Origin of the sequence: Burkholderia sp. NRF60-BP8 (assembly GCF_001522585.2) — a bacterium.
Taxonomy (GTDB): domain Bacteria; phylum Pseudomonadota; class Gammaproteobacteria; order Burkholderiales; family Burkholderiaceae; genus Burkholderia.
In genome coordinates, this window is record NZ_CP013372.1 from 2,054,115 (window position 1) to 2,079,786 (window position 25,672).

The window sequence follows — 25,672 nt, forward strand, 5'->3', positions numbered from 1 at the left end:
GGCGGAAACCGTGCATGCCGCGCCCGTCAAACGACGTACGCGCCCTTCGCGTGCAGTTCCGCTTCGGTCCGCTCGAGCGCCGCGATCGCATCGCTGCCTTCGAGCGCCAGCAACTGCGCGACCAGCGCCTCGGCCATCGCATGCGCGGCCACCAGCGACGGAAAGAACGACGGGCTGTCGTGCGTGAAGATCAGTTGCGCGTCCGCGTGCAGCGCGATCGGCGACACCGCGCTGTCGGTAATCGCGACGATCCGGCTGCCCTGCGCCTTCGCGGCCTGCGCGACGCGCGTCGCTTCGGCCGAATACGGTGCGAAGCTGACGATCACGGTCACGTTCTGCTTCGCGATCGTGCGCAACTCCATTTCGAGGGAACCGGCGACGCCGTTGAGCAACGACACGGTCGGACGAAACAGCCGGTAGCCGTAGACGAAACCGAACGCGACCGGGTAGCACGAGCGAAAACCCGCCACGTGCACGTGCGACGCCTTGCGGATCAGCCTCGCCGCATCCGCGAGCGCGTGCTCGTTCTGCGCGGCGGTCGCCGACAGGTTGTGCTGCTGCGCGGCGAGCAGATCGTGCGCGAGCGACGCCTTCGCGTCGGGCCGCACGAGCGAGCGCGCACGCTGCGTGAGCGGTTCGGGACGCGTGCGCACGCGTGCGACGCACAGGTCGCGCAGCTCGTTCCAGCCGGGAAAGCCGAATTGCTGCGCGAGCCGCACGAGCGACGCAGGCTGCACCTGCGCGCGCTGCGCGACCTTGCGCATCGACGACGTGGCGACTTCGTCGGGATGATCGAGCAGGAAGGCGGCGCCCGCCTGGAATTGCGGGCTCAGCTCGGAAAATTGCGCCCGGATCCGGGACGCGAGTTCGTCGAAATTGGCGGCCATCTTGGTGGGAACGGAAACCGGTCGCCCATGGTATCACCGGCCCCGCGCCCACCGTCAGCGCAGCACTTCGACGTGATCGGCGTCGACCTTCACGCGGCCCGACCATTTGCGCTCGAATTCGCCGGTCAGCTTCACTTCGTTCTTGTCGCTGACGGGCTGGCCCGCGGCCCACAGCTTGGGGTCGATCTCGACGCGGATCGTGCCGGTCGCGTCGGCGAACTCGTAATCCTCGCCGCCGACGTGCTTGACGATGCGCCCCTGCAACTGCACGTGCTGGTCGTCTCGGCCGTTGGCGAGCAGCGCCTTCACGGTCGTCGTGGTCAGCGCGGACGGCCCCGTGTATTGCGCGTAGACGGCGGCAGGCAGCGCGACGAGCGCGACCGCCAGGATTCTGGCCAGGTGTTTCATGATCTCGGTCCTCTTCTTCGATGTGGCGCCGCGCTCCGTTGAACGCGACGGCGCCAGCTTACGGATCGTAAGGTTAAGCAAACCTGAAGGGCATGCCGGAGCGACACGGTGCCGCATTTGGACCAGTACGAACGCGGGCCGCGCACCGCGCGCATTTAAGCTCGGCCTAAGACGCGTGCGCTTATCATGAGAACCCCGGGCGCCGCGGCGCCCCCGTTGGAGAGACACGAATCCATGCGCGTACTGCTCGTCGAGGACGATCCGCTGATCGGCAGCGGGCTCGAACAGGGCCTCAAACAGGAAGGCTTCGCGGTCGACTGGGTGAAGGACGGCGACGCCGCGTCGCTCGCGCTGCGTGCGACCGGCTACGGGCTGCTGCTGCTCGATCTCGGGCTGCCGAACCGCGACGGCCTGTCGGTGCTCGCGGCGCTGCGCCGCCGCGACGAAAACCTGCCCGCGATCATCATCACCGCGCGCGACGGCGTGCCCGACCGCATCGCGGGCCTCGACAGCGGCGCGGACGACTATCTCGTCAAGCCGTTCGCGCTCGACGAGCTGCTCGCCCGCATTCGCGCGGTCAGCCGCCGCCATGCAGGCCGCGCGCAGACGACGCTCGCGATCGGCCCGCTGCGGCTCGATCCCGTCAAGCACCTCGTCTGGCTCGACGACGACGAAGTGCCGCTGTCGCCGAAGGAATTCGTGCTGCTGCACGAGCTGATGCGCGAACCGGGCGCGGTGATTTCGCGCGAACAGTTCGAGGAACGGCTGTACAGCTGGGGCGAGGAAATCGAGAGCAACGCGGTGCAGGTGCATATCCACAACCTGCGCAAGAAACTCGGTCACGACATGATCCGCACGGTGCGCGGCGTCGGCTACCGGATCGGTGACGGCACGTGACACGCATGCAACGCGCGGTCGCGCGCTGGCGCAACGCGTCGTTGCGGCGGCGCCTGCTGACGTGGCTGCTGCCGGCCGCGTGCGTGATCGGCCTGGTCGCGAGCGCCGGCACTTACTGGGGCGCGCTGCGCGAACTCGACGATCTGCTCGACGACCAGATGCGCAGCATGTCGAAACAGATCGTCGTCGGCCCGAACGGCGAGCTGTCGTTCAGCAACCACGCCAAGGGCAAGCACGGCTTCGAAGCGAGCGACCCCGATGCGGTGCTGTTGCAGGTATGGCGCAACGGCGCGCTCGTGTATTCGACCGACCGCGACTCGAAGCTGCCGCCGCCCGCGCAGCAAGGCATCGCGAGCGTCGACGTCGACGGCCAGCCGTGGCGCACCTATGTGACCGAGCGCGGCGGCACGACGATCCGGCTCGCGCAGGCGCGGCATGCGCGCTGGGAGGCGATCGCGGGCATCGCCGTCCACCTGCTGTGGCCCGTGTTCTCGATGCTGCCGCTGCTCGCGCTCGGCCTGTGGTTCGGCATCGGCGCGGGGTTGCGGCCGTTGCGGGCAATCGCGTCCGGCCTGAAACGCAGGAATGCGAACAACCTCGAGCCGGTCGACGTCGCATCGATGCCGAACGAGGTCCGCCCGCTTGCCGAGGCCATCAACGACCTGCTCGCCCGCCTCGACCGCTCGTTCACGTTGCAGCGGCACTTCATCGCCGATGCCGCGCACGAGCTGCGCACGCCGATCATGGGGCTGTCGATCCAGTCGCAATTGCTGCAACGTGCGGCGACTGCCAAGGAACGCGAGCACATCCTCGCGCAGATCCATGCGGGCACGACGCGCCTCGGCCACCTCGCCGAACAGTTGCTGACGCTCGCACGCCTCGAGCCCGATGCGCAGGCGGCCGCCGGCGCGTCGGCGCCGGTCGATCTCGCCGCGCTGTGCCGTTCGGTGGTATCGGACCGCGCGCGCGTCGCCGACGCGCACCGGATCGATCTCGGTGCGATCGTCGGTGCACCCGTGACGACGGCGGGCAATGCCGACACGTTGCGCGTGCTGCTGAACAATCTCGTCGACAACGCGATCCGCTATGCGGGCGAAGGCGCGCGCGTCGACGTGTCGGCGCGCATGGACGGCGCGACACCCGTACTCGAAGTCGCCGACGACGGCCCCGGCATCCCGGAGGCCGAACGCGCGGACGTGTGGGAACGCTTCTATCGCGGCGAAGGCGCGCAAGCCGCCACGTCGTCGGGCAGCGGGCTCGGGTTGTCGATCGTCAAGCGGATTGCCGAACAGCATCGCGCGACCGTCGCGCTCGGGACTACGCACGGCGGGCGCGGGCTGACCGTCACGGTGCGCTTCCCGCAGCCGAGCTGATACGCGGGCGGCTTGTCCACAGATTATGTTGGCAAGCGTGTGGACAACCTTTCAGCAACGGCAGCAAGCCCTTGATCGGTAAGGGTTTGTCGTGCGTGCGCGGCAAATGCGCCGGACCGGGGCAAGCGCGCGCCCGCGTTGGTTGTCGTCGCCGTCTGGCAAGCCGACGCGGAATTCATGAAGCGTCATCTCGACGCAGCTTCATCGCGCGCTCGGCAAAAGCCCGACCTACCTGAACTACGCGGTCCGGGATTCGACGCGAAGCCGTCGGTCTGTCCGTCGTTCGCCGTCGCCTGCCCGCGCCTGTTCCAGAAGGTCTGGCGTGGCCGGTATCTCCGCAGCGTGAGCCGGCGTGCGAAGCGTGGCAGCGCGTGGCATCGGCCGAATCGCGAATGCGGACTTCTCCACAGAAAATGTTGGCAAGCTTGTGGATATCCTGCGCACCGCGGCGCTAAACCCTTGATCCGATGGACTTTGGCACGCGTGATGCAGACAAGGCCCGGACAATGGCCATCGCCTTCACCGCTTCGCCGCACATCGCATCACGATGCCACGACGATGTCCGTCCCAATGTACGTCAGATGGGCGTCGACACCCCGCACGCATACCGGACCGGCGCTGCGCCACTTACCCACAAATTTTGTTGGCAAGCTTGTGGATATCCTGCGCAAGCCTGCGCTAACCCGTTGATCGGCCTGCGATTCGTGCCGCGCGTCACGGTTTCGGCAACGCGCGGCATCGGCATGCGCGAACAAGGACGATCGGGCGCCCGCGCAGCACCCTGCCGATGCCTTGACGCCCGTGCCCGCCGCGCATCAAGATCACGCAAGCCGCACGCGAGCCGCGCATCGTCGGCCATGCGCGTGGCCGCCCCGGGCCGGTCGTGCCGCCGGCACCGTATCGCGACACCTCACTCCGAGGAAGACCATGGAACACTTCACCGCGTGGCAATTGCTCGTCTCGCTCGTGCTCGTCGCCATCGTCGTCTATCCGTACGTCCGCATCGTGCGGCGCACCGGGCATTCGGGCTGGTGGATCCTGACGATGTTCGTCCCGGTGCTGAACTTCATCATGTTGTGGGTGTTCGCGTTCGCGCGCTGGCCCGCCGTCGACGATCGGCAGCCCTGAGCGTTGCGGTCGCGGCCGCGCGCGAGCTTGTCCACAGATTGTGTTGGCAAGCATGTGGATAGCCTGCGCATACCGCGATCAAGCACTTGATCCGAAAGACTTTGTCCGCGCCGCCTCGAAAACGGCACGACGACACCCGATCGCTCGTTGCAGGCCGCGCCGGCACGTGACGCGCCGGCTGCCGTGCTTGTCCACAGATTGTGTTGGCAAGCGTGTGGATAGCCTGCGCATACCGCGATCAAGCGCTTGATCCGAAAGACTTTGTTCGCGCCGACTCAAACGCGGCACGCCGGCCGCGCGTCGCGCCGGGCGCCGCGGCGCGCGGGCTTGTCCACAATTTTTGTTGGCAAGCATGTGGATATCCTGAGCATGCGCGACCTAAGTCGTTGATCGCACAACGTTTGATCGTGCGGATCACGACTGCGGCACGGCGCGCCCGCGGCCCTCGCCACGCGCGCCGTGCCGCGCGGCTCAACCGAACGTCCGCGCGACGATGCGCGCGGCCGACGCGATCACGTCGTCCTTCGCCCGTGCATCGGCTCGCGTCTGCGTGTAGTACACGGCCAGCACGATCGGCGCGCGCGACGTCGGCCAGATGACGCCCGCATCGTTGGTCGTCCCGTAATCGCCGGTACCGGTCTTGTCACCGACCGTCCATCCGGCGGGCACGCCCGCGCGAATTCGCTTGTCGCCGACCTTGTTGCCGCGCAGCCACGCGACGAGCTGCGCACGCTGCGCCGCCGGCAGTGCGTCGCCGAGCGTCAGCACGCGCATGCTGGCGGCCATCGCGGCGGGCGTCGTCGTGTCGCGCGGGTCGCCCGGCAGCGCGGTATTCAGTTCGGTCTCCCATCGATCGAGACGGAACATGTCGTCGCCGATCGAACGCGCGTAGGCCGTTACCGCCGACGGGCCGCCGATCAGCTTCATCAGCAGGTTCGCGGCCGAGTTGTCGCTGTACTGGATCGCGGCCTCGCACAGCGCGGCGACCGTCATGCCCGCGCCGACATGCTTCTCCGACACCGGCGAATAATTGACGAGATCGGCCTTGGTATACGTCACGCGCTGTTGCAGCAGGCCCGGCCGCTCGACGCTCTGCGCGAGCACCGCCGCACTCAGCATCGCCTTGAACGTACTGCAGAACGGGAAGCGCTCGCCCGCGCGATGCTCGATGACGCGGCCGCTCGCCGTGTCGATCGCGCACACGCCGAGACGGCCGCCCGCGTCGCGCTCGAGATCGGCGAGCGTCGTCGCCGCCGCGACGGGCGCGATGGCGTCCGCAGCAGCCGCCGCTGCCGCCGCGGCTGGGTCCGGCGCCGCAGCCTGCCGCGACGCGCACGCGGTGACGGTGAGAACGAGCGGCGCCGTCGCGGCGGCCAGCAACAGGGTTCGACGTTTCGTTGAGTAGGTCATGTCGGTTGTCTCGTGGTGGAATGGCGGCAAAACGGTGTGGCGTGTCGAAAACGGCCGGCCGCCGAGACAGCACTATCGAGACTTTACGGTTGCCTGACAAGCAACGATAATTGAGCGCTGACAAAAGAAATACTTATGACAAAACTCCGTCCTCATCTCCCGCTCAATGCGTTGCGCGCGTTCGAATCGTCGGCGCGCCACCTGAATTTCACGCGCGCCGGCCTCGAGCTGAGCGTGACCCAGGCCGCGGTCAGCCAGCAGGTGCGCTCGCTGGAGGAGCGGCTCGGCTGCACGTTGTTCACGCGGCTGCCGCGCGGTCTCGGGCTGACCGACGAGGGGCGCGCATTGCTGCCGGTGCTGAGCGACGCGTTCAGCCGCATCGAGACGGTGCTCAAGCAGTTCGACGGCGGGCGCTTCCACGAGGTGCTGACGCTCGGCGTCGTCGGCACCTTTGCCCTAGGCTGGCTAATGCCGCGACTGAAGCAGTTCGGCGACACGCACCCGTTCGTCGAGCTGCGGCTGCGGACCAACAACAACGTCGTCGACCTCGCCGCCGAGGGCCTCGATTTCGCGATCCGCTTCGGCGTCGGCAATTGGCCGGCGACGCGCAACGAGCAACTGCTCGATGCGCCGCTCACCGCGCTGTGCACGCCGGACATTGCGCGGCGTCTCGCGCAGCCGGCCGACCTCGCGAACGAAACGCTGCTGCGCTCGTACCGCACCGACGAATGGCTCGGCTGGTTCGACGCCGCGCAGCTCGAGCCGTGGGCCGTCAACGGGCCGGTGTTCGACTCGTCACGGCTGATGGTCGAGGCCGCGATACAAGGTGCGGGCGTCGCGCTCGCGCCCGCCTGCATGTTCGCGCGCGAACTGCAGCTCGGCCAGCTCGCGCGGCCGTTCGACATCGACGTGCGCGCGGGCGGCTACTGGCTCACGTCGCTGAAGTCAAAACCGCTGACGCCCGCGATGACGCTCTTTCGCGACTGGATCGTGGCGGAAGCGGCCGGCGCGGCACCCCTCGAATAACGCGGCCGCGCTTGTCCACAGAATGTGTTGGCAAGGATGTGGATATCCTGGGTATCCGGGGCCTAAGCCTTTGATCGCGCACGCATTCGTGCGCCGATGCGCGGCGCGGGCAGCCTTTGCGCACGGGCTTCGCGCACCCGTCGCATTCCGGCCGGATCCTCAACGCCTGCGACGCAATCGATTGCGAGTTGTCCACAGATTTTGTTGGCAAGCCTGTGGATATCCGCCAGATCGGGCGCGTAACATCTTGATACAGAAGGGGATTCAGTTCACGGACCTTGGCCGGTCAATGGTGTGGCACCGCAACGATTGTCGAACCGCACGCCGCGCACGCGTGGCGCACCCGGCCGATGGCCGGGCGGTTCTCCACAGATTGTGTTGGCAAGCTTGTGGATATCCTGCGTATCGGGCACCTAACTGATTGAGCGCACGGGGTTTTGTGCTGCGTCTGCCGAATCGGGCAGCGCCTGCGCCGCCCGTGCGTCAATGGCGGTCGAGGCCGCCGCGCAATTCGCTCGCCTTGTCGCGCAGCGCTTCGTAGCCCGAACGCGCATGCTCGGGCAGGTCGGGGTCGCCGATCAGTGCGCCGAGCGTTTCGATCAGGCTGAACAGGATGCCCTTCGCCGCGCCGACCGCGATGCTCTGCGATTCGATCGACTTGTGCAGGTGGTCGACCGCCGCTTCCAGATTCTCGAGCTTGTGCTCGCCGTCGTCGGGCCGATTGTCGGTCGTCATCGTCTACCTCCGCCATCGTTCAGGGGTCATGTCACGATTCTATGCCGCCGCGCGCGAACGTGGCGCGACATCGCGCAACGTTCGCGCGGCACGCCGCTACAGCACCGCGACCACCTTCACGCGGCCTGGCTGCTCGGCTGCGGCGACGACCTGGCCGTCGACGCGGCGGAACGTCAGCGACACGGTTTCGTCGCCGACGCGCAGCGCATCGATCCGCAGCCAGTCGACGCCTTCCGGCAATGCCGGACGCTCGACGCGCACCTCGTGGCGCGACGCGTCGATGCTCACGCCGAGGCACGCCTGCAGCATCATGAACGGCGCGCCGGCCGCCCACGCCTGCGGCAGGCAGGCCACCGGATACGCGGTCGGCGGTTCGCCGCGCCGGCGCGGGAATCCGCAGAACAGCTCCGGCAAGCGCATCTCGAAGCTCACCGCCGCCTCGAACAGCGCGCGCAGCAGATTCACCGCCGCCGTCTTGTCGCCGTAGCGCGCCAGGCCGCGCGCGATGAGCGCATTGTCGTGCGGCCACACCGAGCCGTTGTGATAGGCCATCGGATTGAAACGCGGCTGGCCGGCCGCGAGCGTTCGGATGCCCCAGCCCGTCTGGAACAGCGTCGAGCCCAGCACGCCGGCGACCGCCGCGCCGCGCTCGGCGTCGGGCAGCCCGAACGCAAGCAGATGGCCCGCGTTCGACGCGAACACACGGCACAGGTCGCCATGGCCGTCGAGCGCGATCCCGTAGAAATTGCCTTCCGGCATCCAGAACAGCGCGTCGACCTGCTCGCGCAGCGTCTTCGCGCGCAACGCGTAGCGCGTCGCGTCGGCCGCATGGCCGCGCCGGTGCGAACACGCCGACATCGCGTCCAGCGCCGCGCATGCATAGGCCTGCACTTCGACGAGCGCGATCGGCCCGTCCGGGAAACGGCCGTCCGCGTGGAACACCGAATCGTGGCTGTCCTTCCAGCCCTGGTTCGCGAGGCCGCGCTCCGACGTGCGCTGATAATCGAGCAGTCCGTACGGATTGCGGTCGCACTTGTCGATCACCCATTGCGCGGCTCGCTCGAGCGCGGGCCACAGCTCGTCGATCAGCGCATCGTCGCCGGTGCGCTCGACATAGGCGCCGGCGAGCACGATGAACAGCGGGGTCGTATCGACGCCGCCGTAGTACAGCGCGAACGGCACCTCGCCCGTCGCGGCCATCTCGCTGCGGCGGAACTCGTGCATGATCTTGCCGGGCTCCGCGTCGCGGAACGCGGAGGTCTCGCGCGCCTGATGCTCGGCGAGAAAACGCAGCACGCCGCGTGCGAGCGACGGCTGCAGCCACAGCATCTGCAGCGACGTGATGATCGCGTCGCGACCGAACGGCGTCGAGAACCACGGGATGCCCGCATACGGGTACGGCCCCGTGTCGAGCTGCGTGGTGAGCAGCCCGAGATCCGCGAGCGAACGATCGAGCCATGCGTCGAACAGCGGATTGCCGGTGTTGACGCGCGCCATCGACTCGCGCCGTGCCCGCATCTCGCGATGCACGCCGACGAGCGCCGTGCGCAGCGCGACGCGGCCGCATCCGGGCCCTTCGCCCTGCGCGGGCCCGAGCGTCGCGTCGACGGTCAGGTAGATCGACACGCACGCCTGCGCGGCAATCGTCAGCGTGTAGTCGGCGCGGTCGACCGACAGCGCGTCGGGCGCCGGCGAGAAATGCACGGTCACGTTGCGCTCCACGCGGTCGAGGCCGTCGTAGCGCAGCCGCACCGCGCCCGCGTCGACGCGCGGCGCGCCCACCGTGCCGCGCTTCGGCCGCTGCGTGCCGCGCACTTCGAACATGTCCTTGAAATCGGCCGCGAACGACAGCGACAGCGGCACCTCGGCTTCGCTCGCGCCGTAGTTCGTCAGCGTCAGCGCTTCGTACAGCACGTCGCCCGCGAGCACGCGCATCCGCTCGATGTGGATCACGCCCTCGGGTGTCTCGTGGCCGCCGAGCGGCGGCAGCGGGCGGTTCGTCAGGTGCGCGGTGAACGACGCGTTGTCGGCGCTCGTCGCACCCGACAGCAGCGACGGCGCACGGCCGCCGAACGTCAGGCGCCAGGTCGACAGCACGCGCATGTCGTCGACGAACAGGCCGTCGTCATGCCCGCCGATGTCGCCGAGCGCGTCGCTGACCACGAACGCGTCGCCGGATTTCAGCACGTACTGGTTGTTGCGCGCGATCGCCTGCGGATCGGCTTCGGGAGCGATGAAAGCGGGACCCGACGCGGCGGTCGGGGCAATCGGCGCGACTTGCGGCGCCTGCGTCGTCGTGGCTTCGGCGTGATTCGGCATCGATGCTCCTGTGTCGAGGCGCAACGCGCGGCGCGCGTCGCGTGTTTCGCACAGGATAGGCCAGAACGGCGCACGTGCGCAGCGCCGAAACAGCCTCGACGGGATGCGACGAAGCAACGGCGCATGGCGTCGCGTACAGGCACATCGGTTGCCGGTCGGAATGGCCGCAGGATCTTGCCGAGGATCGCGTTGTTGCGCACGCCAGTGTCATACCGGCCGCCGTAACGCGAGGCCGAGCATCAGGCGTTGCGTGACGTTCGCGTCGATGTCGGCTTCGAGCACCGCGCCGTCGCGAGCAATCGGCACGCCCGACAGCCGGAACGATGTGCCGCCGTCCGCGAACGTGAACGCCGACGACGGCCGCACGTTGCCGCACGCATGCCGCCAACCGACGGTGCCGCGCGCGGTGAGCATGCCGCTCGCGATCGCGCCGAGCGGCGACGCCGCGCGCAGCCGGCGCGTCGAGACGCCGACGCGGGTCGTCTCGCCGCCGGCGCGCAGCACCCGCGCCCGTCCGTGCAATGGGCGATGCCGGCCACGCGGGCCGGCAACAGGGAGATCGAAAGAATGTGAAGCCTGCACCGCGGCGCCCGACCGGCACCGCCTCGGCTCAATCGACCGGGCACATCGCGAGCCGCCCCATCGCCTCGCCGGCGCCGCGCACCGCGCAGGTCGCCGGCTCGTCGGCGATCCGCGCGACCAGCCCGGTCTCGTCGTACAGCAGGCGTTCGAGCCCGGCGAGCAGCGCGCCGCCGCCGGTGAGCACCACGCCGCGATTCGCGATATCGGTCACGAGTTCGGCCGGCGCGTTTTCCAGCACCGACTTCACCGCGCCGATCACCTGCTTGAGCGGCGCGGCCAGCGCGTCCGCGACGTCGTGATTGGACAGCTCGACCGAACGCGGCAGGCCGTCGCCGATGCCGCGGCCGACGGCGCGGGTCGACGTGCGCGGCACCGCGCTGGTGGCCGAGCCGATCGTCTTCTTCACGTGCTCCGCCGTCTGCTCGCCGAGCAGCACGCCATACAGGTTGCGGATATGGTTGACGATCGCCGCGTCGAACTGGTTGCCGCCGACGCGAATCGCCTCGCGGTACACGATGCCGCCGAGCGCGATGACGGCGACTTCGGTCGTCCCGCCGCCGATGTCGATGACCATCGAGCCGACCGCCTCGGTCACCGGCAAACCCGCACCGAGCCCGGCCGCGAGCGATTCCTCGATCAGTTCGACCTCCGATACGCCGGCCGCGAACGCGGCCTCGCGGATCGCGCGGCGCTCGACGGCCGTCGCGTCGGACGGCACGCACAACGTGACCTCGACGCGGCGGCCGAAGCGCGAGCGCGTGCGCGACATGTCGATGAAGCTGCGGATCATCTGTTCGGCCGCGTGCGCGTCCGCGATCACGCCGTGCCGCATGGGCCGCACGGATTCGAGATGCCCCGGTTCGCGGCCGAGCAATGCCTTCGCGAGCTCGCCGACGGCCTCGAGCGTCGGCCGCGCGTCGGTTGCGCCGCCCTTGCGGAAGCAGACGACCGACGGCTGGTTCAGCACCACGCCGCGTTCGTGCGTATAGATCCGCGTACTTGCCGTTCCCAGGTCGATCGCAACGGGTTGCGCAAACAACTTTCCGAACAGCGGAGTCGACATATTTCAAACCTTTGTGAGGGAACGGGCCGGGACAGCCGCGCCGCACGTTTTGCCGCGCGTCCATGCCGTCCCATCACGAGCTTAGCGGCAAATCGTTCCGATACTTTAGGCAATTCCGATGATTTTTTCGCGACGAAATTGCCGAATGTGGCGTTTCGGGTACGTCCGGCTACGCAACGGCCTCTCGCGTCGGGCCTGTAAAACACGGTAATCTCTCGGTCTTGCCTGCTCCCGGCAGGCCTCAGACGCACGATCACGCCAGGTATGTTCGCCATGACAGCGACCGTTTTCTTCCGCTGGGCGCCGGTGCGCCCGCTCTGCACGACGCTCGTTGCCTTCTGGTGCTGCACGGTCGCCGCGCAACCGCTGCCGGCCACCGAAGCCGCCGCTGCCCGGACCGCTGCCGCTGCCGCCGACGCGCCGGCCGCCGCATCTGCCGCGTCGGCGCACAGCTGCACGGCCGACGGCGGCCCGGCCGGCCGGCCGTCGATCGGCCTCGTGCTGTCCGGCGGCGGCGCGCGCGGCTACGCACACCTCGGTGTCCTGAAAGTGCTGGCGGACAACCGGATTCCGATCGACTGCATCGCGGGCACCAGCATGGGCGCCGTGGTCGGCGGCCTGTACGCGAGCGGGATGGCGGCCGACGAGATGCAGAAGCGGCTGTCGGAGGTCAATCTGGCGGATATCGCGTTCGACGTGACGGACCGCGCCGACCTGCCGCAAACCAGCCGGGAAGACGAACGCCTGTACATCAATGGGCTGACGCTCGGCTTCGGCAAGAAAGGCGTCAAGGCGCCGGTCGGCCTCGTACAGGGCAACCGGCTGCAGGCACTGCTCGCGGACTGGACGGCCGCCGTGCCGACCAACCAGCCGTTCGACCACCTGCCGATCCCGTACCGCGCGGTCGCGACCGACCTGCAGACGGGCCAGATGGTCGTGCTCGACCACGGCTCGCTGCCGCTCGCGATTCGCGCGAGCATGGCGATGCCGGGCCTGTTCGCACCGGCCGAGATCAACGGGCGCGCGCTGGTGGACGGCGGGCTCGTCAGCAACCTGCCCGTCGACACCGCGCGGCAGATGGGCGCGAACATCGTGATCGCCGTCGACATCGGCTCGCAACTGCGCCCGCTCGACGCGCTCGCGTCGCCTGCCGACGTGATGCAGCAAATGGTCGGCATCCTGATCCGCCAGAACGTGACCGCGCAGCGCAAGCAGCTCGACGCGCAAGACGTGCTGCTCACGCCGGACCTCGGCTCGCTCGCGTTCACCGATTTCCAGAACGCGAAGCAGGCGATTGCCGCCGGTGAAGCCGCCGCGACCGCGGCGCTGCCGAAACTGCGGCGTTTCGCGCTCACGCCGGAACAGTACGCGGCCTACCAGTCCGCGCACGCGCAGCCGCTGCCGCCGCCGATCCGGATCACGCGCATCGACATCAAGACGAGCGGCGGCGTGCCGAAGCGCGTCGTCAGCAACGCGCTGCACGTGAAACCCGGCGACATCTACGATCCGAAGACCGTCAGCCAGGATCTGCTCGGACTCACGACCGGCGGCAACTTCGAGAGCGTCACGCAGCAGATCGTGAGCCGCGGCGACGACAACGTGCTCGAGATCAACGCGCGCGAGAAGTACTGGGGGCCCAACTTCCTGCTGTTCGGGCTCGGCATGTCGAGCAGTTCGACCGACGAAGGCGGCTTCCGCCTGCACGTCGGCTACCGGCGGCCGTGGCTCACCGAATCGGGGCTCGAATTCCGCGCGGACACGACGATCGGCAGCGACCTGCAGTCGGCACGCGTCGAATTGCGCCAGCCGCTGTCGACCGCGTACGGCGTGTACCTGTCGCCGTACGCCGAATACCAGCGTCGCTATGCGAACCTGTACGACAACTCCGGCGACGTGAAGATCACGCAGTACCTGATGCAGACGGCACGCGCGGGAATCGATCTGGGCCTGCCGATCGCGCGGCTCGGCGATTTCCGGATCGGCGTCGGTTACGTGACCGGGCACGGCTCGCCGACCTACAACGTGCCGTTCGACGACGGCAGCGGCCAGACGCTGCTGTGGCCGAGCTTCACGTCCCAGGCGCTGGTCGCGCGGGCGCGGCTCGTGATCGATCAGCTCGACGATCCGATGTTCCCGCGCAAGGGCTATTTCGGCGAACTGCGGGTCGACCGCTCGCTCGTGTCGCGCAACGGCGGCTCGGCGCAGGAATTCGACGACGGGATCAACAACGCGCCCTATACCGAGATCTACGGCAAGGCGATGATTGCGCAGCAGTTCGGCCGACACAGCGTCAGCGCGACGATCGAAGGCGGCAAAAGCATCGGCGGCACCAACCTGATCAACGCGTTCAACTTCACGCTCGGCGGCTTCCAGCATCTGTCCGCCTATGCGGCCGATCAGTTGAACGGCAACGAGCTGGCGTACGGGCAGATCACGTACATGAACCAGCTGATGACGTTCAATGCATCGCCGATCAAGGCGCTGTCGGTGGGCGCCAGCGCGGAAGTCGGCAACGTCTGGTCCAGCGGCCAGCAGATCGGCGGCGGCTCGCTCAAGCAGAGCTACACGTTCTTCACGAGCCTGTCGACCGCGTTCGGGCCCGTCTACATCGGCGTGGCGCTCGCGCCCGGCGGCCGACGCAACTTCTACCTGCAGCTCGGCCGCACCTACTGAGCCTGCGCGGATGCCGCTTCGGCGGCGTCCGTGGCGCGCGTGCGCCCGCCGGCAGCCTGCGTCTTCGCGATTGCCGTCGGTCGGCCCGCGCGCAGCGTGGCGCTAGACCGGCCAGCTGATCTCGAACCGCGCGCCGCCGAGCTCGACCGGATCGACGACAGCGATCCGGCCGTTGTGCGCGTGGAGCACCTGTCGCGTGATCGACAGGCCGAGCCCGTAGCCGCCGGTGCGACGGTCGAGGCGCACGAACGCGTCGAAGATCCGTTCGCGCTCGCTCTCGGGCACCCCTGGACCGTCGTCCTCGACGAAAATCCCGATGTTGCCGTGCAAGAGCGAGATCCCGACGACGATCCGCGATTTCGCGTACTTGCTCGCGTTGCGCAACAGGTTGCGCATCGCATACGACATCAGCCGCCGATCCATCTTCACGCGCAAATCCGGCCCGATCGCGATGCGCGACTCGATCGTGCGATCCGGATACAGCAGTTGCGCGTCGTTCACCTGATGCTCGAACCACGCGACCGGCGCGGTCATCTCGAGGTTCGACTGCAACGAGCTGTACTCGAGCCGGGCATACGTGAGGCTCATGTCGATCAGCTCCTCGAGCTCGGTCACGTCCTGCGCGATGCTCTCGAGCGCGCCCTGGTATTCGGCCGCCGAACCCGGTTCGCGCAGCATTTCGAGCGCGAAGCGCACGCGCGCGAGCGGCGTGCGCAGCTCATGCGAGATCCCGTTCGTCAGATCGCGCTGCGCGGCGATCAGCCGCTCCATGCGCATCGCGAGCGCATTCAGCGTGCGCGCGAGCGGGCCGATGATCACGCTGTGCGATTCGCGCGCGCGCGTGTTGAAGCGCCCGCCGGTGAAGTCGATCGCACGCTCGCGCACCATCACCAGATCCGACCACACCGGCCGCATCCACCGGTACGCGGCGAGCGCGGGCGCCGTGAACACGAACGCCAGCACGATCCAGATGTCGCCCGGCAGCGAGTCGAACGCATGCCACACGACCTGCGGCGACAATTCGACGGACAACGCGAGCGCAGGCACCAGCGCGGTCAGCAAGACGAGGCCGAGCAGATGCACGTAGGTGCGCACGTACAGGCGCGACCAGCTCGGAATGCGGTCGGCGCGCGTGTCGGTCCACGCGCGACGGAAATGCAGCCAGCGCCATTTGACGTAGCGCAGCGTCGGCAGCGGCGGCGCATCGGGGCGAGAACGGGTTCGTCGGATCATCGCGGCTCCCGGCCGGCGGGCGGAATGTCCGCGCGGAACGTGACGGCGTCGCGCGACGGCGGCGTCATTCCCACGCGTGCTTGCTGAATTGATAACCCTTGCTGCGGATCGTCTTGATCCGCTGCGGGTTGCTCGCGTCGTCGCGCAGCTTGCGGCGCAGCTTCGAGATGCGCCCGTCGATCGTGCGGTCGAGACCGTCGAATTCGACGCCGCGCAGCTGCAGCATCAGATCGTCGCGGCTGACGACTTCGCCCGCATGACACACGAGCGCCCACAGCAGGTCGAATTCGGCCGACGTCAGGTCGGGCGTGCTGCCGTCGGGCAGCACGACGGTGCGGTCGGTGCGGTCGATCGAGAACTTGCCGAACGCGTAACGCTCCGGTTGCGGCGCGGCGCTCTCGGCCGCGCGCACGGGCGCGCGGCGCAGTTGCGCCTTGATCCGCGCGAGCAGGATGCGCGGCTCCACCGGCTTGTGCACGTAGTCGTCCGCGCCGAATTCGAGGCCGAGCAGCTCGTCGAACGGCTCGTCGCGAGCCGTCACCATGATGATCACGCCGTCGTACTGCTTGCGCGCCTCGCGGCAGATTTCGAAGCCGTCCTTGCCCGGCAGGTTCACGTCGAGGATGACGAGATCGGGACGAATGGACAGGATCGCCGGCACCGCGGCGTCACCATGCAGCACAGTATCGACTTCGTAGTCGTTCTTGCGCAGGTAGCCGGCGATCAGCGTGGACAGGCGGGTGTCGTCTTCGACGAGCAGGATGCGAAAAGACATGGGCGGCGTTCGGATCATCGGAGAAGCCGCGGCGGCGGCGCCGGCCGGTGCCGGACGCCGGCCAGCGGCCGAAACGTACCGCATGATACTGCGCCCGCCGCTCGCCTGTTTGCCGGTCTTGAAAATAAGGGCGCGATTTCGGCCGCGCTTGACGAATCGGCGCCGGGACGGTTCCATACGGGCTCGCCGGAATCCGGCCTGCCTCTACCCTGCCTGACGCGATGAATTACCAGACGATCCTCGAACGCATCCACGCCGAACTCGCCCCCTGGATTGGCCAGGGACGGGTGGCCGACTACATTCCCGAACTCGCGAAAGTGCCCGCCGACAAGTTCGGGATGGCCGTCGTGACGCTCGACGGAAACGTTTACACCGTCGGCGATGCGCACGAGCGCTTCTCGATCCAGAGCATCTCGAAGCTGTTCGCGTGCACGCTCGCGTTCCAGTTGCTGGGCGACGCGCTGTGGGAACGGGTTGGCCGCGAGCCGTCCGGTACCGCGTTCAATTCGCTGGTCCAGCTCGAAAGCGAGCGCGGCAAGCCGCGCAACCCGTTCATCAACGCGGGCGCACTGGTCGTCACCGACGTGCTGTGCCGCCGCTTCGTGAAGGCCGAGACGGCGCTCGTCGAATTCGTGCGGCGGCTGATCGGCGCGAACGACATCGACTACGACTCGCGCGTCGCGACATCGGAATTGCAGCACGCGGAGCGCAACCGCGCGATGGCGCATTTCATGGCGAGCTTCGGCAACATGCAGATGCCGCCCGACACGGTGATCGACGCGTATTGCCGCCAGTGCGCGATCACGATGAACTGCGTCGAGCTCGCCAGCGCCGCGCTGTTTCTTGCGAACGGCGGCGTCGCGCCGGCGACCGGCGAGCGGATCGTCGATTCGAGTTCCGCGAAGCGGCTGTCGGCGCTGATGCTGACCTGCGGGACGTACGATGCGGCCGGCGATTTCGTGTATCGGGTCGGGCTGCCGGCGAAGAGCGGCGTCGGCGGCGGGATCGTCGCGGTGCTGCCCGGGGAGATGGCGGTGTGCGTGTGGGCGCCGGGGCTGGATGCGAACGGGAATTCGTTGGCGGGGACGCTGGCTTTGGAATGGTTGACGACTTATACGGGCAGGTCGATTTTTTGAGGCGGCGAAGTTAGCCTCGCCTCACCCGGCGCAATGGGCGATATCGGCAGCACGTCAACATGGTTCGCGGCAGAAGCTGATCAAACGGAGACTCGATAATGGCGTTGTACGGGATATCGGCATTGGCGATCCTGCTTTTTTTGACGCTTGCAGTCACCGTACCGATCACGCTAATCGTCGTGGCCTTCGGGTTGAACGGTCGCGTTCGCAAGCATAAGGCCTGGAGATGCGGCGCGGTCTTTCTCGGTGGCCTGGTGTTCGTGCAGGTTGTCGCGCTTTTCAACAATCGTGCAATTGCCGACGGCTATGACCACGCAATAAGCGCCTGGTACACCCACCACCTCACACGGGCAACGGTATTCGACGGAATGACGTTCCCGCCAGGCTCGACGGTTGTCCTGGACGACTACGCGCCACACTCGGTCCGAAGCGGGACCGTCCCGCCGAACACGCCGCTTCTCGGGCTCACCGTGAGTGGAGACTTCGCCGTGTTTCGTGTCGACAACAAGACGCGCTACCTTGCATCGGGAACGCTTGCGAAGCCGGCATCGTTCGCCGGGATCGAGTGCGCACCCGGCCTATTTACGCACAATCAGGAGCGCACTCCCTCCGAATACGTCAACCTTGTGGACACCGTGGACTGCACGCTGGCCTCTGGGCTTCAAGATCATGAGCTCGATCTCCCTGCCGGAACCCATGTCAAGGCGGTCGCTGTCGACGGCGCTGTCGCAGCGCCGATTTCGGGAGAGCTGCCCCGCCCGCGGAAAATTTTCGGTATTGAATGCGACGCAGGGCCATTTGAATTCGACACTTTCGATCGATTCACCTGCATTCTGGCCGTGAACCAACGTGTGGGTGAACACGAACTACGCCGTGGGGAAGAGGTTATGGTATCGAGGAAACAGGACGGCAGTCTCGAGCTCTTTGGGAGACATTGAGGAGACGGCGAGCGGTACCCGTACGTCGGCTCATATTGCCGGTATGCGGGGACGCTGGCGCTGGAGTGGTTGACGACTTATACGGGAAGGTCGATTTTTGAGGCGGCGAAATTGAGCGCGTCTCATTTGGCGCAATGGCGGCAGGTAAATATCGGCATACCCTTCCGAAGGCTCATACAAGAAATTAAGAAAATGAAAATATTGCTCATCGCTTCACTAGGAATTTCGTTGTTTTCTCAAACACCCGCAGCCTTTGCGGATAGTGACAACGGGAAAAAGATCTTCCTGGCGAGATGCGCCATGTGCCATGGAGCAGACGCCCGAGGAACGGGACCGTTGGCCAATAAAAGCAGTCCGCCTACGCCCGATCTTACGACACCCGCTTTCAAAAAACGGCTTAGTGATTATCCGGGCGTTATCGTTTCATCCATCATACTTCGCCCGAACGGAGATCTGATTCCGAAAACCTTGCGTGAAAATGGCATAAAGCTGCCCCCACATTCATGGACGGTTAAAGATTTTCGCGATCTGAATCAATATATGACTGAATTGATTTCAAAGAAATAGCGCGGTGACCCGAGATGGATCGGCCGGGCGATTCATCCATTCGTTGCATCGACGGGCCGAACCCGCACAGTACGGCGGTCGCTCGCCGGGATATCGTGGCTGACAGGTCGTCGGCTGACGCTCACGCGTGAGCATCAGTCCGGCATCCCGTTATGGTCTCCGAGCGGCCGGGTGGGCCAGTCCACCCATCGGTCCGCGCGGGTCAGTTCGTACGCTTCGTTGAGCGGGTACCGGATACGGTTGTCGTCGCGAGGACGTTCGCCGATCACCATCAATCTGACTTCATCCTTCGTATTGTTGATGAAGGTGTGACAAATTCCGGTACCTGCCGGAAACGCGACGGAATCGCCCTCGGCAATGGGGTGAAGCACGCCGTCGATCCATACATCGGGCTTGCCTTCGAGCACGTACACAAACTCCTGCTCGGTACTTTCGGCGTGCGGATATGATGTCCGCCGTCCGGGCAGAAGTCTGACATGATGGATCCCGATACGCGTGATGCCGAGTGCGGCCGAAAGCGGCGCATCGAGCGCCATTGGCTCGGTATCGCCGCGATAGGAATGCGCATCCGGTTCTTCGAGTTCAGTCCAGTGCTTGATGAAATCCGGCCGGCTCATCGGGTGTTCTCCTTTAAGAGGAACGTCCATGATAGCGGCTTGCGGAAACGACAAAAATGCGTTCGTGGCGCGGCATTTCGGATGTTGGGCTGCGACCGTCGCGCGTGGCCGTTTTGCCGATCCCGGCCGTTGGCGGCTGCGCGGCGCCCGCACGGTTCATTCCGAAGGAATCGCACCAGAACTTATATTTCCGCCGGTACGGGGCACGCTGGTGCCGACGTGACTCGCGACATATACCGCACCACCGATTTTCCGACATTCCTAAGCGATTACTGGAGAACCCCACGTATGAATCCGGACAACGCATCAGAAATCGCCGCCTCTGCCCGCGCGGACGCCGGCAGCAGTTCCTCCTCGCCGATCCCGCCCATCGTGCCATCCAAAACCGCGCTGCTGGTCATGCATTACCAGACCGATATCCTCGGGCTCTTCCCGTCGGTCGCGCCCGAGCTGCTCGCCAACACGCGCCGTCTCTGCGACGCGGCGCGAGCCGCCGGCGTCGGCGTCTGGTTCGCGAATCTGCGCTTCAGCCCCGGCTATCCGGAAGTCAGCCCGCGCAACAAGAACGGCCAGGGTATCAAGCAGCTCGGCCTCTTCATCGACGACGCCCCGTGTCCCGAACTGGCCAGGCAGCGCGGCGAACCGTTGATCGTCGCCCATCGCGCGAGCGTATTCTTCGGCACCGATCTGCAGGCGCGGCTCGTCGCACAGGGCGTCGATTCGCTGATCATGGTCGGCATCGCCTCGACCGGCGTGATGCTGTCGTCGATCGCCCACGCGAGCGACGCCGATTTCGGCCTCTACACGGTCAAGGATTGCTGCTACGACCCGGACCCGATCGTCCACGAGCATCTGTTCGCCACCGCGTTCGAATCGCGCACGACGGTGCTGTCGCTCGCGGATGCGCTGCGGCTGCTGGCGTGACGACGGACTCGTCGCACCGCCGTTCGAATCCATGCATCCGACGGCGGGCTCGAGGCTGCGCTGACGGACGTGCCGACGGCCACGCGGTGGTTCGGCGTGCCGTCCGCGGCGCGTTGAGCGTTGAGCACAGCCGCCCGACGCAGGCAGCGGTGGTGTCGGCGCCATCAACGGCACGCGCGACATGCTCGAAGCCCATACCGCCCGTCCCGCCGCAGCCCCGACCGACCGCGACGTGCGCGATATCGCGCACGTCAGCCGCGCCCCGTCACTTCGCGATGAACACACCCGACGTCGGGCACGTGCCCTGCGTATTGCCGTCCGTCACGAGCGATGCCGCGCTCGGAAACTGCGCGGTCGCATTCGTCTTCACCGCGATCCAGGCTTCGGTGAAGTAGCTCACGCCGTTCGTCTTCGTGCACTTCAGCGACACCGCGCTGCGCGTGTTGCTGCCGAACGCGCCTTCGAACGCCGACAGCAACTGGTTACGCGTGACCGTCTTGCCCGCGTTCGCTTGCAGGAACGCGTTGAACGACGTGTTGCCCAACCGGCTGATCATGCCCGACGCCTGATTCCAGTAAGCATCGGGCGTCGCCGAATTCGAACACGTGCCGTGCTTGAACCATTCGTGCTTGTCGAGACACGATGCGACGCCCGGCATGTACGTCGACAGCGTGTTGCGGGTCGCGCTGCTGATCGGGTATGCGTCCATGCTGCACCACTGGTGCGCGTTGTCGAGGTCGATGTCGCTCTGCGGCACGCCGCAATAGAACGGCTGATTGCCGTCGTAGCGGTTCGGCCACAGCCCGTGCAGCGACAGGCTCGTCGCCGCATACGAGCCGGCGAGGTTCGTGCATTCCGGTGTGTCGTGCGACGCGCAGAAACCCGGCTCCCACGACGCGGCGAGCAACAGGTAGTCGTAGCTGGTCTGCGCGGCGGCGTGCAGTGAAACGGAAGCGACGGCGAGTGCGGCAGCGGCGCGGGCGAGCGTCTTGAGCATGGCGTGTTTCCTCGGAAAGGGCTTGCGGTCGCGGGATGCGCCGCAAGGTTGTCGAATGTCTGCCCGCGATTGTTGCCGAAGCAACATGGCACGAATGTGAAGGTGGACGAAAGAATGCGCGATCGCTCACGTGCCGAGCTGCGTGCACGCGCGCGCCGACGCTTCGGGGCCCTCGAGCGCGAGAATCTGCCACACGCCGATGCTGACGCGCTGGCGCGCCGCCGTCGACGCATCGGCCAGCAACGCCTCGACACGCGGCGCGGCGTCGGGCGCCTTCTGCTTCAGCGCCGCGTGGTGCCGCGCACGCGACGCCGGTTCAGGCTCGTACACGTCGCAGAGGCGCACCATGCCGGCGAGGCCGGCCAGATCGTCGTCCGTGTCGATCGCGGCCGGCTCGACGGGCGCGAGCCCCTTGCGCTCTTCCGGCGGCAGCTTATTGCGCGCGCCTTCGTCGATCGTCGTGGCGGAAGCCGGCGGCAGGCCGCCGAGCGCCGCGACGATCCGGCTGCCCGCGGCGATCATGTCGCCCTGGCACGCGATCTTCTCGGCGGCCGCGACGTTCGAGCAGAACGACACCGACGTCCGGTACACGTCGTTGCTCATGCGCGGCACTTCGTCCGTGTCCGCCTGCGCGAGGCCGGCGCTCGCCAGCGTCAGCGCGGCGGGAATCAGGATGCGGAACGCTCTCGTGTTGTTCATTGTCGTCGTCCGTGGGGGCTGATGGCAGGCAATATCGCCGCGCCGCGCGAAGGCGCGCCTCGTGACGCCGGGCCTGCGTCCGGCGCCACGCGTTTCACTTCATCGACGCCGCCTCCGATCCGCCGGGCGACAGCGCCGCGCTGTCCTGCTCGCGCCACGCGCGGCGCGACGCCATGATCGCGCTCACGGCCGAGCGCGCCACCTTCCACCACGCGAACGGACGCGGATCGGCGAGCATGCTGAGCGCGCGCGCATAGTCGAGCGTGAGCCCGGGCGTCCACGCCATCGTCACCGCACGCTTGCGGATCTGCGCGGCCACCCACAGCTCGGGCGTGAGCAGCAGCCGCACGAACGCGCCCCACCCGGCCCGCGCGCCCTTCAGCCGCCACACCGCGCCGTCGAGCGCGGCTTCGAGCGCATTCGACACGGAGCTCGAGCAGTTGCGGTGCGTGAGGTTGTACGTCGTGTTCTGCCGGTACGACGACCAGAACGCATCGAGCTTGGCCGGATCGTAGTTGCGGATGCGCACGCGCACCGTCGACGGACACCACGCTTTCGACTCGGTCGCATAGTCGGGCTGGAACAGGCCCGGCACGTCGTTCTCGCGCGTCGCACGCAGGATGCGCGTGAATTCGTCCGGAGAACGATCGATTTCGACGGCCGGATACAGGCTGATATAGATGCCCTCCGGCGACTCCAGCGCCGCATGGCCGGTCGAGATCACGCCGTTGACATCCACCGCCGCGATGTAGCGGTCGATCACCGGATAACGCTGCGCTTCGGCCTTCGACGTGCCGGTCGGCGTCCACACGTGCACGGTGAGCGCCCGCTCGCCGTCGGCCGGCGGGCCGTCCCATTCGGATTGCGCGAACTGCGGCAGGTCCGGCGCATCGTCGAGATCCGGCGCCAGCGCCGGCGCGGGCGACGTCGCGAACGCCGGGTTGCGTGTCAGCCGCCGCACGCGTGCGGCAAGGCTCAGCATGTGCATCCCGCCGAACGTCAGCAACAGGCCGAGGCAGTACGGCACGGTGCCCGCGTAGTGCGTCGGGTACGGCTGGAAGAAGAAGATCGCCAGCAGGATCTCGACGACGCCCCACGCGAACGCGACGTGCCAGCGGCGATAGCGCACCATCCATGCGGACGTGCATTGCAACAGCCCGTCGACGAGAAACAGCGTGCCGAAGATCATCGACAGCAGGAAATGGCCGTGATGATGGCCGGCAAACACGAGCCCCGCGGCCACCACGACCGCGATGCCCTTCACGTAGCGCAGGATGCGCTGCCCGCCGACCCCGCTGCCGGCCACCGCGAGCGTCGCGAGTCCCTCGATCAGGAACAGCCATGCGAACAGTTCGATCGGAAAATGCAGCGCGCCGTCGAGCGCATCGACGAAAATGCCGACGCCCGCGACGACCCACAGCCAGCCCAGCACGGTCAACCCGCGCCAGCGGGTTCGCAGATATTCGATGCCCAGCAGCAGCAACACCAGTCGTACCATTGCGCCCTCGTATCTTTTTCGGGAAACGCGCGGCCTCGCGCTCCCTGTCGTTGCGGCCGCGCGTCGGGCGACGCACCGGCCGGAAGGCGGTCACCGTTGCCGGCGCGTCGTGTCGTCCACACGATCGATGGCAGCCGGCACGCGCCGCTCTGGCCGAATAATAAGATATGGTGAGACCTGTTGAAAGCCTCGCGAAAACGATTCCGCCGGGGCGCGCACCGCAAGTGCTGTCACAGGAGCATCGTCATGAATGCCTCACCGCTTCATCCGTCCTCGCTCGGCCCGCAACTCAAACGCTGGCGCGCGCTGCACCGCGTAAAGCAAAGCCACGCGGCCGAGCTGTTCGGCGTCGCGCAATCGACGATCTCGCGCTGGGAGGCCGGCCTCCAGCAGATGTCGCCCGACGAGCGCGCGACGGCCGAACGGCTGCTCGCCGCGCGCCTCGATTCCGCCGGCGACCACGCACTCGCGCGGCTGATCGCCGGTAGCGCGGGCCGCATGCATCTCGTGTGCGATCTCACGCACCGTCTGCTTGCCAGCTCGCCGGCGCGCGCGGCCGAGTTCTCGCAGCCGCTTTCGACGCTGCTCGACACGTCGCTGTGGCGCTACGCGACGCCGGAAATCGTTCGCATGGAAGCCGCGCTCGCCCCGCTCGGCTGGCACGACCGCGCGGGGCCGCCGAGCGTCGAGTTCGACACCGGCGCGAACGCGTCGCGCGTCGTGCCGATTCGCGGTAGCCGGTGCCGGTGGACACGGATGACGTTGTCGGACGGCTCGGCCGTGCGGCTCGTGGAAACGCTCGACGCGCACTGACGCCCACGCATATTTCATGCGTGGACGAAGCGCGGCCGGCCGGCGTACGCTTGACGGCTCATCGCAAGGACGCCGACCATGAATCCCGAGACGATCCACGCGCGGCTCGCTTTCCTGCGCGAAGCCGAACGCCTGAAGGACGTGCTGCGCAGCGGCTACACGTCGGCCGGACGCCCCGAAAGCACGGCAGAGCACAGTTGGCGGCTGTGCCTGATGGCGCTCGTGTTCGCCGACGCGCTGCCCGGCGTCGACACGCTGAAGCTGCTGAAACTGTGCGTCGTCCACGACCTCGGCGAGGCGCTGCACGGCGACATCCCCGCGGTCGAGCAGGACGCACACCCCGACAAGAGCGCGCACGAACGCGACGACCTGCTGACGCTGACCGCGCCGCTCGATCGCGCGGTGCGCGACGAGATCGTCGCGCTATGGGATGAATACGAGGCAGCCGCCTCGCCGGAAGCCCGCGCGGCGAAGGCGCTCGACAAGCTCGAAACGATCCTGCAGCACAACCAGGGCAGCAATCCGCCCGATTTCGACTATGCGTTCAATCTCGGCTACGGGCGTCGCCACACCGACGCCGCGCCGCTGTTCCGCGCGATCCGCGAGATCGTCGATGCCGACACGCAGCGCAGGATCGACGCGGGTGGATGCCGCGCGTAAGCGCGCGGCACGGCGGTAGCACAAGACACCCTGTTGCCGTACCCGTCGCCGACTGTTCGGTGCGTCCCTGGTCACTAGCGGCGCGCGAACCTCTCCACCCAGAAGCCATTTCCGACTGACACGACGGGCAAAGCCGCCGCGCGTCGCATTCGGTACCGGCACGGACGGGCTACATATCTGCCCGCCTTCTCTACCGTGCACCCCACGCGAAGGCCATCTGTTCAATGCCTTCGCCTCCATCCGGGCAGTCCGCCCGCTGCTTTTGCCGGACTGGACACACCATCCACGCCATTCTCCAGCGGCGCTCCAATTTC

23 protein-coding genes and 1 pseudogene are annotated in these 25,672 nt (G+C 67.2%); 11 read left to right on the forward strand and 13 right to left on the reverse strand.

The features are described from left to right. Window positions 1–26 precede the first annotated feature (26 nt). Both WS54_RS09530 and WS54_RS09535 read right to left on the reverse strand, forming a co-directional pair. Window positions 27–887 (reverse strand): MurR/RpiR family transcriptional regulator, encoded by an 861-nt coding sequence (locus tag WS54_RS09530; protein WP_034204373.1) that lies wholly within the window; start codon window positions 885–887, stop codon window positions 27–29. Window positions 888–941: 54 nt separating this feature from the next. Further along, entirely contained in the window at window positions 942–1,295 is a 354-nt protein-coding gene (locus WS54_RS09535) for a YgiW/YdeI family stress tolerance OB fold protein (RefSeq protein ID WP_034204372.1), read from the reverse strand. 234 nt (window positions 1,296–1,529) lie between these two features. Between WS54_RS09535 and WS54_RS09540 the strand changes: the two genes are divergently transcribed. From WS54_RS09540 to WS54_RS09555, 3 genes are all read left to right on the forward strand, one after another. Further along, window positions 1,530–2,192 carry a response regulator gene (locus WS54_RS09540; protein WP_034204371.1) on the forward strand — a complete coding sequence of 221 codons (663 nt, stop codon included), beginning with the start codon at window positions 1,530–1,532 and terminating at the stop codon, window positions 2,190–2,192. Window positions 2,193–2,197: 5 nt separating this feature from the next. Then, window positions 2,198–3,565, forward strand: a complete 1,368-nt coding sequence (locus tag WS54_RS09545; RefSeq protein WP_442861313.1) for an ATP-binding protein — start codon at window positions 2,198–2,200, stop codon at window positions 3,563–3,565. Between the two features lie 927 nt (window positions 3,566–4,492). After that, window positions 4,493–4,693 carry a hypothetical protein gene (locus WS54_RS09555; protein ID WP_059502489.1) on the forward strand — a complete coding sequence of 67 codons (201 nt, stop codon included), beginning with the start codon at window positions 4,493–4,495 and terminating at the stop codon, window positions 4,691–4,693. A 471-nt stretch (window positions 4,694–5,164) separates the two neighbouring features. Here the strand turns inward: WS54_RS09555 and blaPEN-B are convergent, their stop codons facing one another. Continuing rightward, window positions 5,165–6,103 carry a PEN-B family class A beta-lactamase gene (gene blaPEN-B / locus WS54_RS09560; RefSeq protein ID WP_059786019.1) on the reverse strand — a complete coding sequence of 313 codons (939 nt, stop codon included), beginning with the start codon at window positions 6,101–6,103 and terminating at the stop codon, window positions 5,165–5,167. A 135-nt stretch (window positions 6,104–6,238) separates the two neighbouring features. Between blaPEN-B and penR the strand changes: the two genes are divergently transcribed. After that, window positions 6,239–7,129, forward strand: coding sequence for a beta-lactamase transcriptional regulator PenR (gene penR, locus WS54_RS09565; RefSeq protein WP_059786022.1), 891 nt, complete (start codon window positions 6,239–6,241; stop codon window positions 7,127–7,129). A 483-nt stretch (window positions 7,130–7,612) separates the two neighbouring features. Here the strand turns inward: penR and WS54_RS09570 are convergent, their stop codons facing one another. The 4 genes and pseudogenes from WS54_RS09570 to WS54_RS09585 all read right to left on the reverse strand — a co-directional run bounded on the left by WS54_RS09570 (window position 7,613) and on the right by WS54_RS09585 (window position 11,828). Then, entirely contained in the window at window positions 7,613–7,864 is a 252-nt protein-coding gene (locus tag WS54_RS09570) for a hypothetical protein (RefSeq protein ID WP_006482135.1), read from the reverse strand. Window positions 7,865–7,960: 96 nt separating this feature from the next. After that, window positions 7,961–10,183 carry an amylo-alpha-1,6-glucosidase gene (locus WS54_RS09575; protein WP_059786025.1) on the reverse strand — a complete coding sequence of 741 codons (2,223 nt, stop codon included), beginning with the start codon at window positions 10,181–10,183 and terminating at the stop codon, window positions 7,961–7,963. A 158-nt stretch (window positions 10,184–10,341) separates the two neighbouring features. After that, a pseudogene (locus WS54_RS09580) lies at window positions 10,342–10,699 on the reverse strand (autotransporter domain-containing protein); the annotation flags it as partial. Window positions 10,700–10,793: 94 nt separating this feature from the next. After that, complete coding sequence (locus tag WS54_RS09585; RefSeq protein WP_059786030.1) at window positions 10,794–11,828, reverse strand: rod shape-determining protein; 1,035 nt, start codon at window positions 11,826–11,828, stop codon at window positions 10,794–10,796. A 273-nt stretch (window positions 11,829–12,101) separates the two neighbouring features. On the opposite strand from WS54_RS09585, the gene WS54_RS09590 reads away from it, so the two are divergent. Beyond that, window positions 12,102–14,501, forward strand: a complete 2,400-nt coding sequence (locus WS54_RS09590) for a patatin-like phospholipase family protein (protein ID WP_059786212.1) — start codon at window positions 12,102–12,104, stop codon at window positions 14,499–14,501. Window positions 14,502–14,603: 102 nt separating this feature from the next. Here the strand turns inward: WS54_RS09590 and WS54_RS09595 are convergent, their stop codons facing one another. Both WS54_RS09595 and WS54_RS09600 read right to left on the reverse strand, forming a co-directional pair. Next, entirely contained in the window at window positions 14,604–15,734 is a 1,131-nt protein-coding gene (locus tag WS54_RS09595; RefSeq protein WP_034204363.1) for an ATP-binding protein, read from the reverse strand. Window positions 15,735–15,798: 64 nt separating this feature from the next. Continuing rightward, window positions 15,799–16,509 carry a response regulator gene (locus WS54_RS09600; RefSeq protein WP_034204362.1) on the reverse strand — a complete coding sequence of 237 codons (711 nt, stop codon included), beginning with the start codon at window positions 16,507–16,509 and terminating at the stop codon, window positions 15,799–15,801. 221 nt (window positions 16,510–16,730) lie between these two features. On the opposite strand from WS54_RS09600, the gene WS54_RS09605 reads away from it, so the two are divergent. From WS54_RS09605 to WS54_RS09615, 3 genes are all read left to right on the forward strand, one after another. Further along, window positions 16,731–17,645, forward strand: coding sequence for a glutaminase (locus WS54_RS09605; protein WP_059786033.1), 915 nt, complete (start codon window positions 16,731–16,733; stop codon window positions 17,643–17,645). Window positions 17,646–17,767: 122 nt separating this feature from the next. Then, window positions 17,768–18,583, forward strand: a complete 816-nt coding sequence (locus tag WS54_RS09610) for a hypothetical protein (protein WP_159086661.1) — start codon at window positions 17,768–17,770, stop codon at window positions 18,581–18,583. A gap of 192 nt (window positions 18,584–18,775) precedes the next feature. Further along, window positions 18,776–19,150 carry a cytochrome c gene (locus WS54_RS09615; protein WP_080747633.1) on the forward strand — a complete coding sequence of 125 codons (375 nt, stop codon included), beginning with the start codon at window positions 18,776–18,778 and terminating at the stop codon, window positions 19,148–19,150. 134 nt (window positions 19,151–19,284) lie between these two features. Here the strand turns inward: WS54_RS09615 and WS54_RS09620 are convergent, their stop codons facing one another. Next, on the reverse strand, window positions 19,285–19,767 hold the full coding sequence (locus WS54_RS09620) for a cupin domain-containing protein (protein ID WP_034204359.1): 483 nt from the start codon (window positions 19,765–19,767) through the stop codon (window positions 19,285–19,287). Between the two features lie 288 nt (window positions 19,768–20,055). On the opposite strand from WS54_RS09620, the gene WS54_RS09625 reads away from it, so the two are divergent. Next, window positions 20,056–20,691, forward strand: a complete 636-nt coding sequence (locus tag WS54_RS09625) for an isochorismatase family cysteine hydrolase (RefSeq protein ID WP_059786038.1) — start codon at window positions 20,056–20,058, stop codon at window positions 20,689–20,691. 265 nt (window positions 20,692–20,956) lie between these two features. Here WS54_RS09625 and WS54_RS09630 read toward each other — a convergent pair whose 3' ends face one another. The 3 genes from WS54_RS09630 to WS54_RS09640 form a co-directional block, all read right to left on the reverse strand. Further along, window positions 20,957–21,688: a ribonuclease T2 gene (locus WS54_RS09630; RefSeq protein ID WP_034204357.1), complete on the reverse strand. Its 732-nt coding sequence runs from the start codon at window positions 21,686–21,688 to the stop codon at window positions 20,957–20,959. Window positions 21,689–21,814: 126 nt separating this feature from the next. Then, window positions 21,815–22,387 (reverse strand): hypothetical protein, encoded by a 573-nt coding sequence (locus WS54_RS09635; protein WP_059786041.1) that lies wholly within the window; start codon window positions 22,385–22,387, stop codon window positions 21,815–21,817. Between the two features lie 94 nt (window positions 22,388–22,481). Next, entirely contained in the window at window positions 22,482–23,885 is a 1,404-nt protein-coding gene (locus tag WS54_RS09640; RefSeq protein WP_034204355.1) for an HdeD family acid-resistance protein, read from the reverse strand. Window positions 23,886–24,131: 246 nt separating this feature from the next. Here WS54_RS09640 and WS54_RS09645 point away from each other — a divergent pair, with 246 nt between their 5' ends. Together WS54_RS09645 and WS54_RS09650 are read left to right on the forward strand one after the other, a co-directional pair. Next, window positions 24,132–24,698, forward strand: a complete 567-nt coding sequence (locus WS54_RS09645; protein WP_059786043.1) for a helix-turn-helix domain-containing protein — start codon at window positions 24,132–24,134, stop codon at window positions 24,696–24,698. A gap of 78 nt (window positions 24,699–24,776) precedes the next feature. Next, entirely contained in the window at window positions 24,777–25,358 is a 582-nt protein-coding gene (locus WS54_RS09650; protein WP_059786044.1) for an HD domain-containing protein, read from the forward strand. The last annotated feature ends 314 nt before the right edge of the window (window positions 25,359–25,672 follow it).

What these genes read in the sequence shown, in the direction of transcription:
- WS54_RS09530 (WP_034204373.1), bottom strand. Translation starts at nt 887, where the DNA reads ATGGCCGCCAATTTCGACGAACTCGCGTCCCGGATCCGGGCGCAATTT.
- WS54_RS09535 (WP_034204372.1), bottom strand. Translation starts at nt 1,295, where the DNA reads ATGAAACACCTGGCCAGAATCCTGGCGGTCGCGCTCGTCGCGCTGCCT.
- WS54_RS09540 (WP_034204371.1), top strand. Translation starts at nt 1,530, where the DNA reads ATGCGCGTACTGCTCGTCGAGGACGATCCGCTGATCGGCAGCGGGCTC.
- WS54_RS09545 (WP_442861313.1), top strand. Translation starts at nt 2,198, where the DNA reads ATGCAACGCGCGGTCGCGCGCTGGCGCAACGCGTCGTTGCGGCGGCGC.
- WS54_RS09555 (WP_059502489.1), top strand. Translation starts at nt 4,493, where the DNA reads ATGGAACACTTCACCGCGTGGCAATTGCTCGTCTCGCTCGTGCTCGTC.
- blaPEN-B (WP_059786019.1), bottom strand. Translation starts at nt 6,103, where the DNA reads ATGACCTACTCAACGAAACGTCGAACCCTGTTGCTGGCCGCCGCGACG.
- penR (WP_059786022.1), top strand. Translation starts at nt 6,239, where the DNA reads ATGACAAAACTCCGTCCTCATCTCCCGCTCAATGCGTTGCGCGCGTTC.
- WS54_RS09570 (WP_006482135.1), bottom strand. Translation starts at nt 7,864, where the DNA reads ATGACGACCGACAATCGGCCCGACGACGGCGAGCACAAGCTCGAGAAT.
- WS54_RS09575 (WP_059786025.1), bottom strand. Translation starts at nt 10,183, where the DNA reads ATGCCGAATCACGCCGAAGCCACGACGACGCAGGCGCCGCAAGTCGCG.
- WS54_RS09585 (WP_059786030.1), bottom strand. Translation starts at nt 11,828, where the DNA reads ATGTCGACTCCGCTGTTCGGAAAGTTGTTTGCGCAACCCGTTGCGATC.
- WS54_RS09590 (WP_059786212.1), top strand. Translation starts at nt 12,102, where the DNA reads ATGACAGCGACCGTTTTCTTCCGCTGGGCGCCGGTGCGCCCGCTCTGC.
- WS54_RS09595 (WP_034204363.1), bottom strand. Translation starts at nt 15,734, where the DNA reads ATGATCCGACGAACCCGTTCTCGCCCCGATGCGCCGCCGCTGCCGACG.
- WS54_RS09600 (WP_034204362.1), bottom strand. Translation starts at nt 16,509, where the DNA reads ATGTCTTTTCGCATCCTGCTCGTCGAAGACGACACCCGCCTGTCCACG.
- WS54_RS09605 (WP_059786033.1), top strand. Translation starts at nt 16,731, where the DNA reads ATGAATTACCAGACGATCCTCGAACGCATCCACGCCGAACTCGCCCCC.
- WS54_RS09615 (WP_080747633.1), top strand. Translation starts at nt 18,776, where the DNA reads ATGAAAATATTGCTCATCGCTTCACTAGGAATTTCGTTGTTTTCTCAA.
- WS54_RS09620 (WP_034204359.1), bottom strand. Translation starts at nt 19,767, where the DNA reads ATGAGCCGGCCGGATTTCATCAAGCACTGGACTGAACTCGAAGAACCG.
- WS54_RS09625 (WP_059786038.1), top strand. Translation starts at nt 20,056, where the DNA reads ATGAATCCGGACAACGCATCAGAAATCGCCGCCTCTGCCCGCGCGGAC.
- WS54_RS09630 (WP_034204357.1), bottom strand. Translation starts at nt 21,688, where the DNA reads ATGCTCAAGACGCTCGCCCGCGCCGCTGCCGCACTCGCCGTCGCTTCC.
- WS54_RS09635 (WP_059786041.1), bottom strand. Translation starts at nt 22,387, where the DNA reads ATGAACAACACGAGAGCGTTCCGCATCCTGATTCCCGCCGCGCTGACG.
- WS54_RS09640 (WP_034204355.1), bottom strand. Translation starts at nt 23,885, where the DNA reads ATGGTACGACTGGTGTTGCTGCTGCTGGGCATCGAATATCTGCGAACC.
- WS54_RS09645 (WP_059786043.1), top strand. Translation starts at nt 24,132, where the DNA reads ATGAATGCCTCACCGCTTCATCCGTCCTCGCTCGGCCCGCAACTCAAA.
- WS54_RS09650 (WP_059786044.1), top strand. Translation starts at nt 24,777, where the DNA reads ATGAATCCCGAGACGATCCACGCGCGGCTCGCTTTCCTGCGCGAAGCC.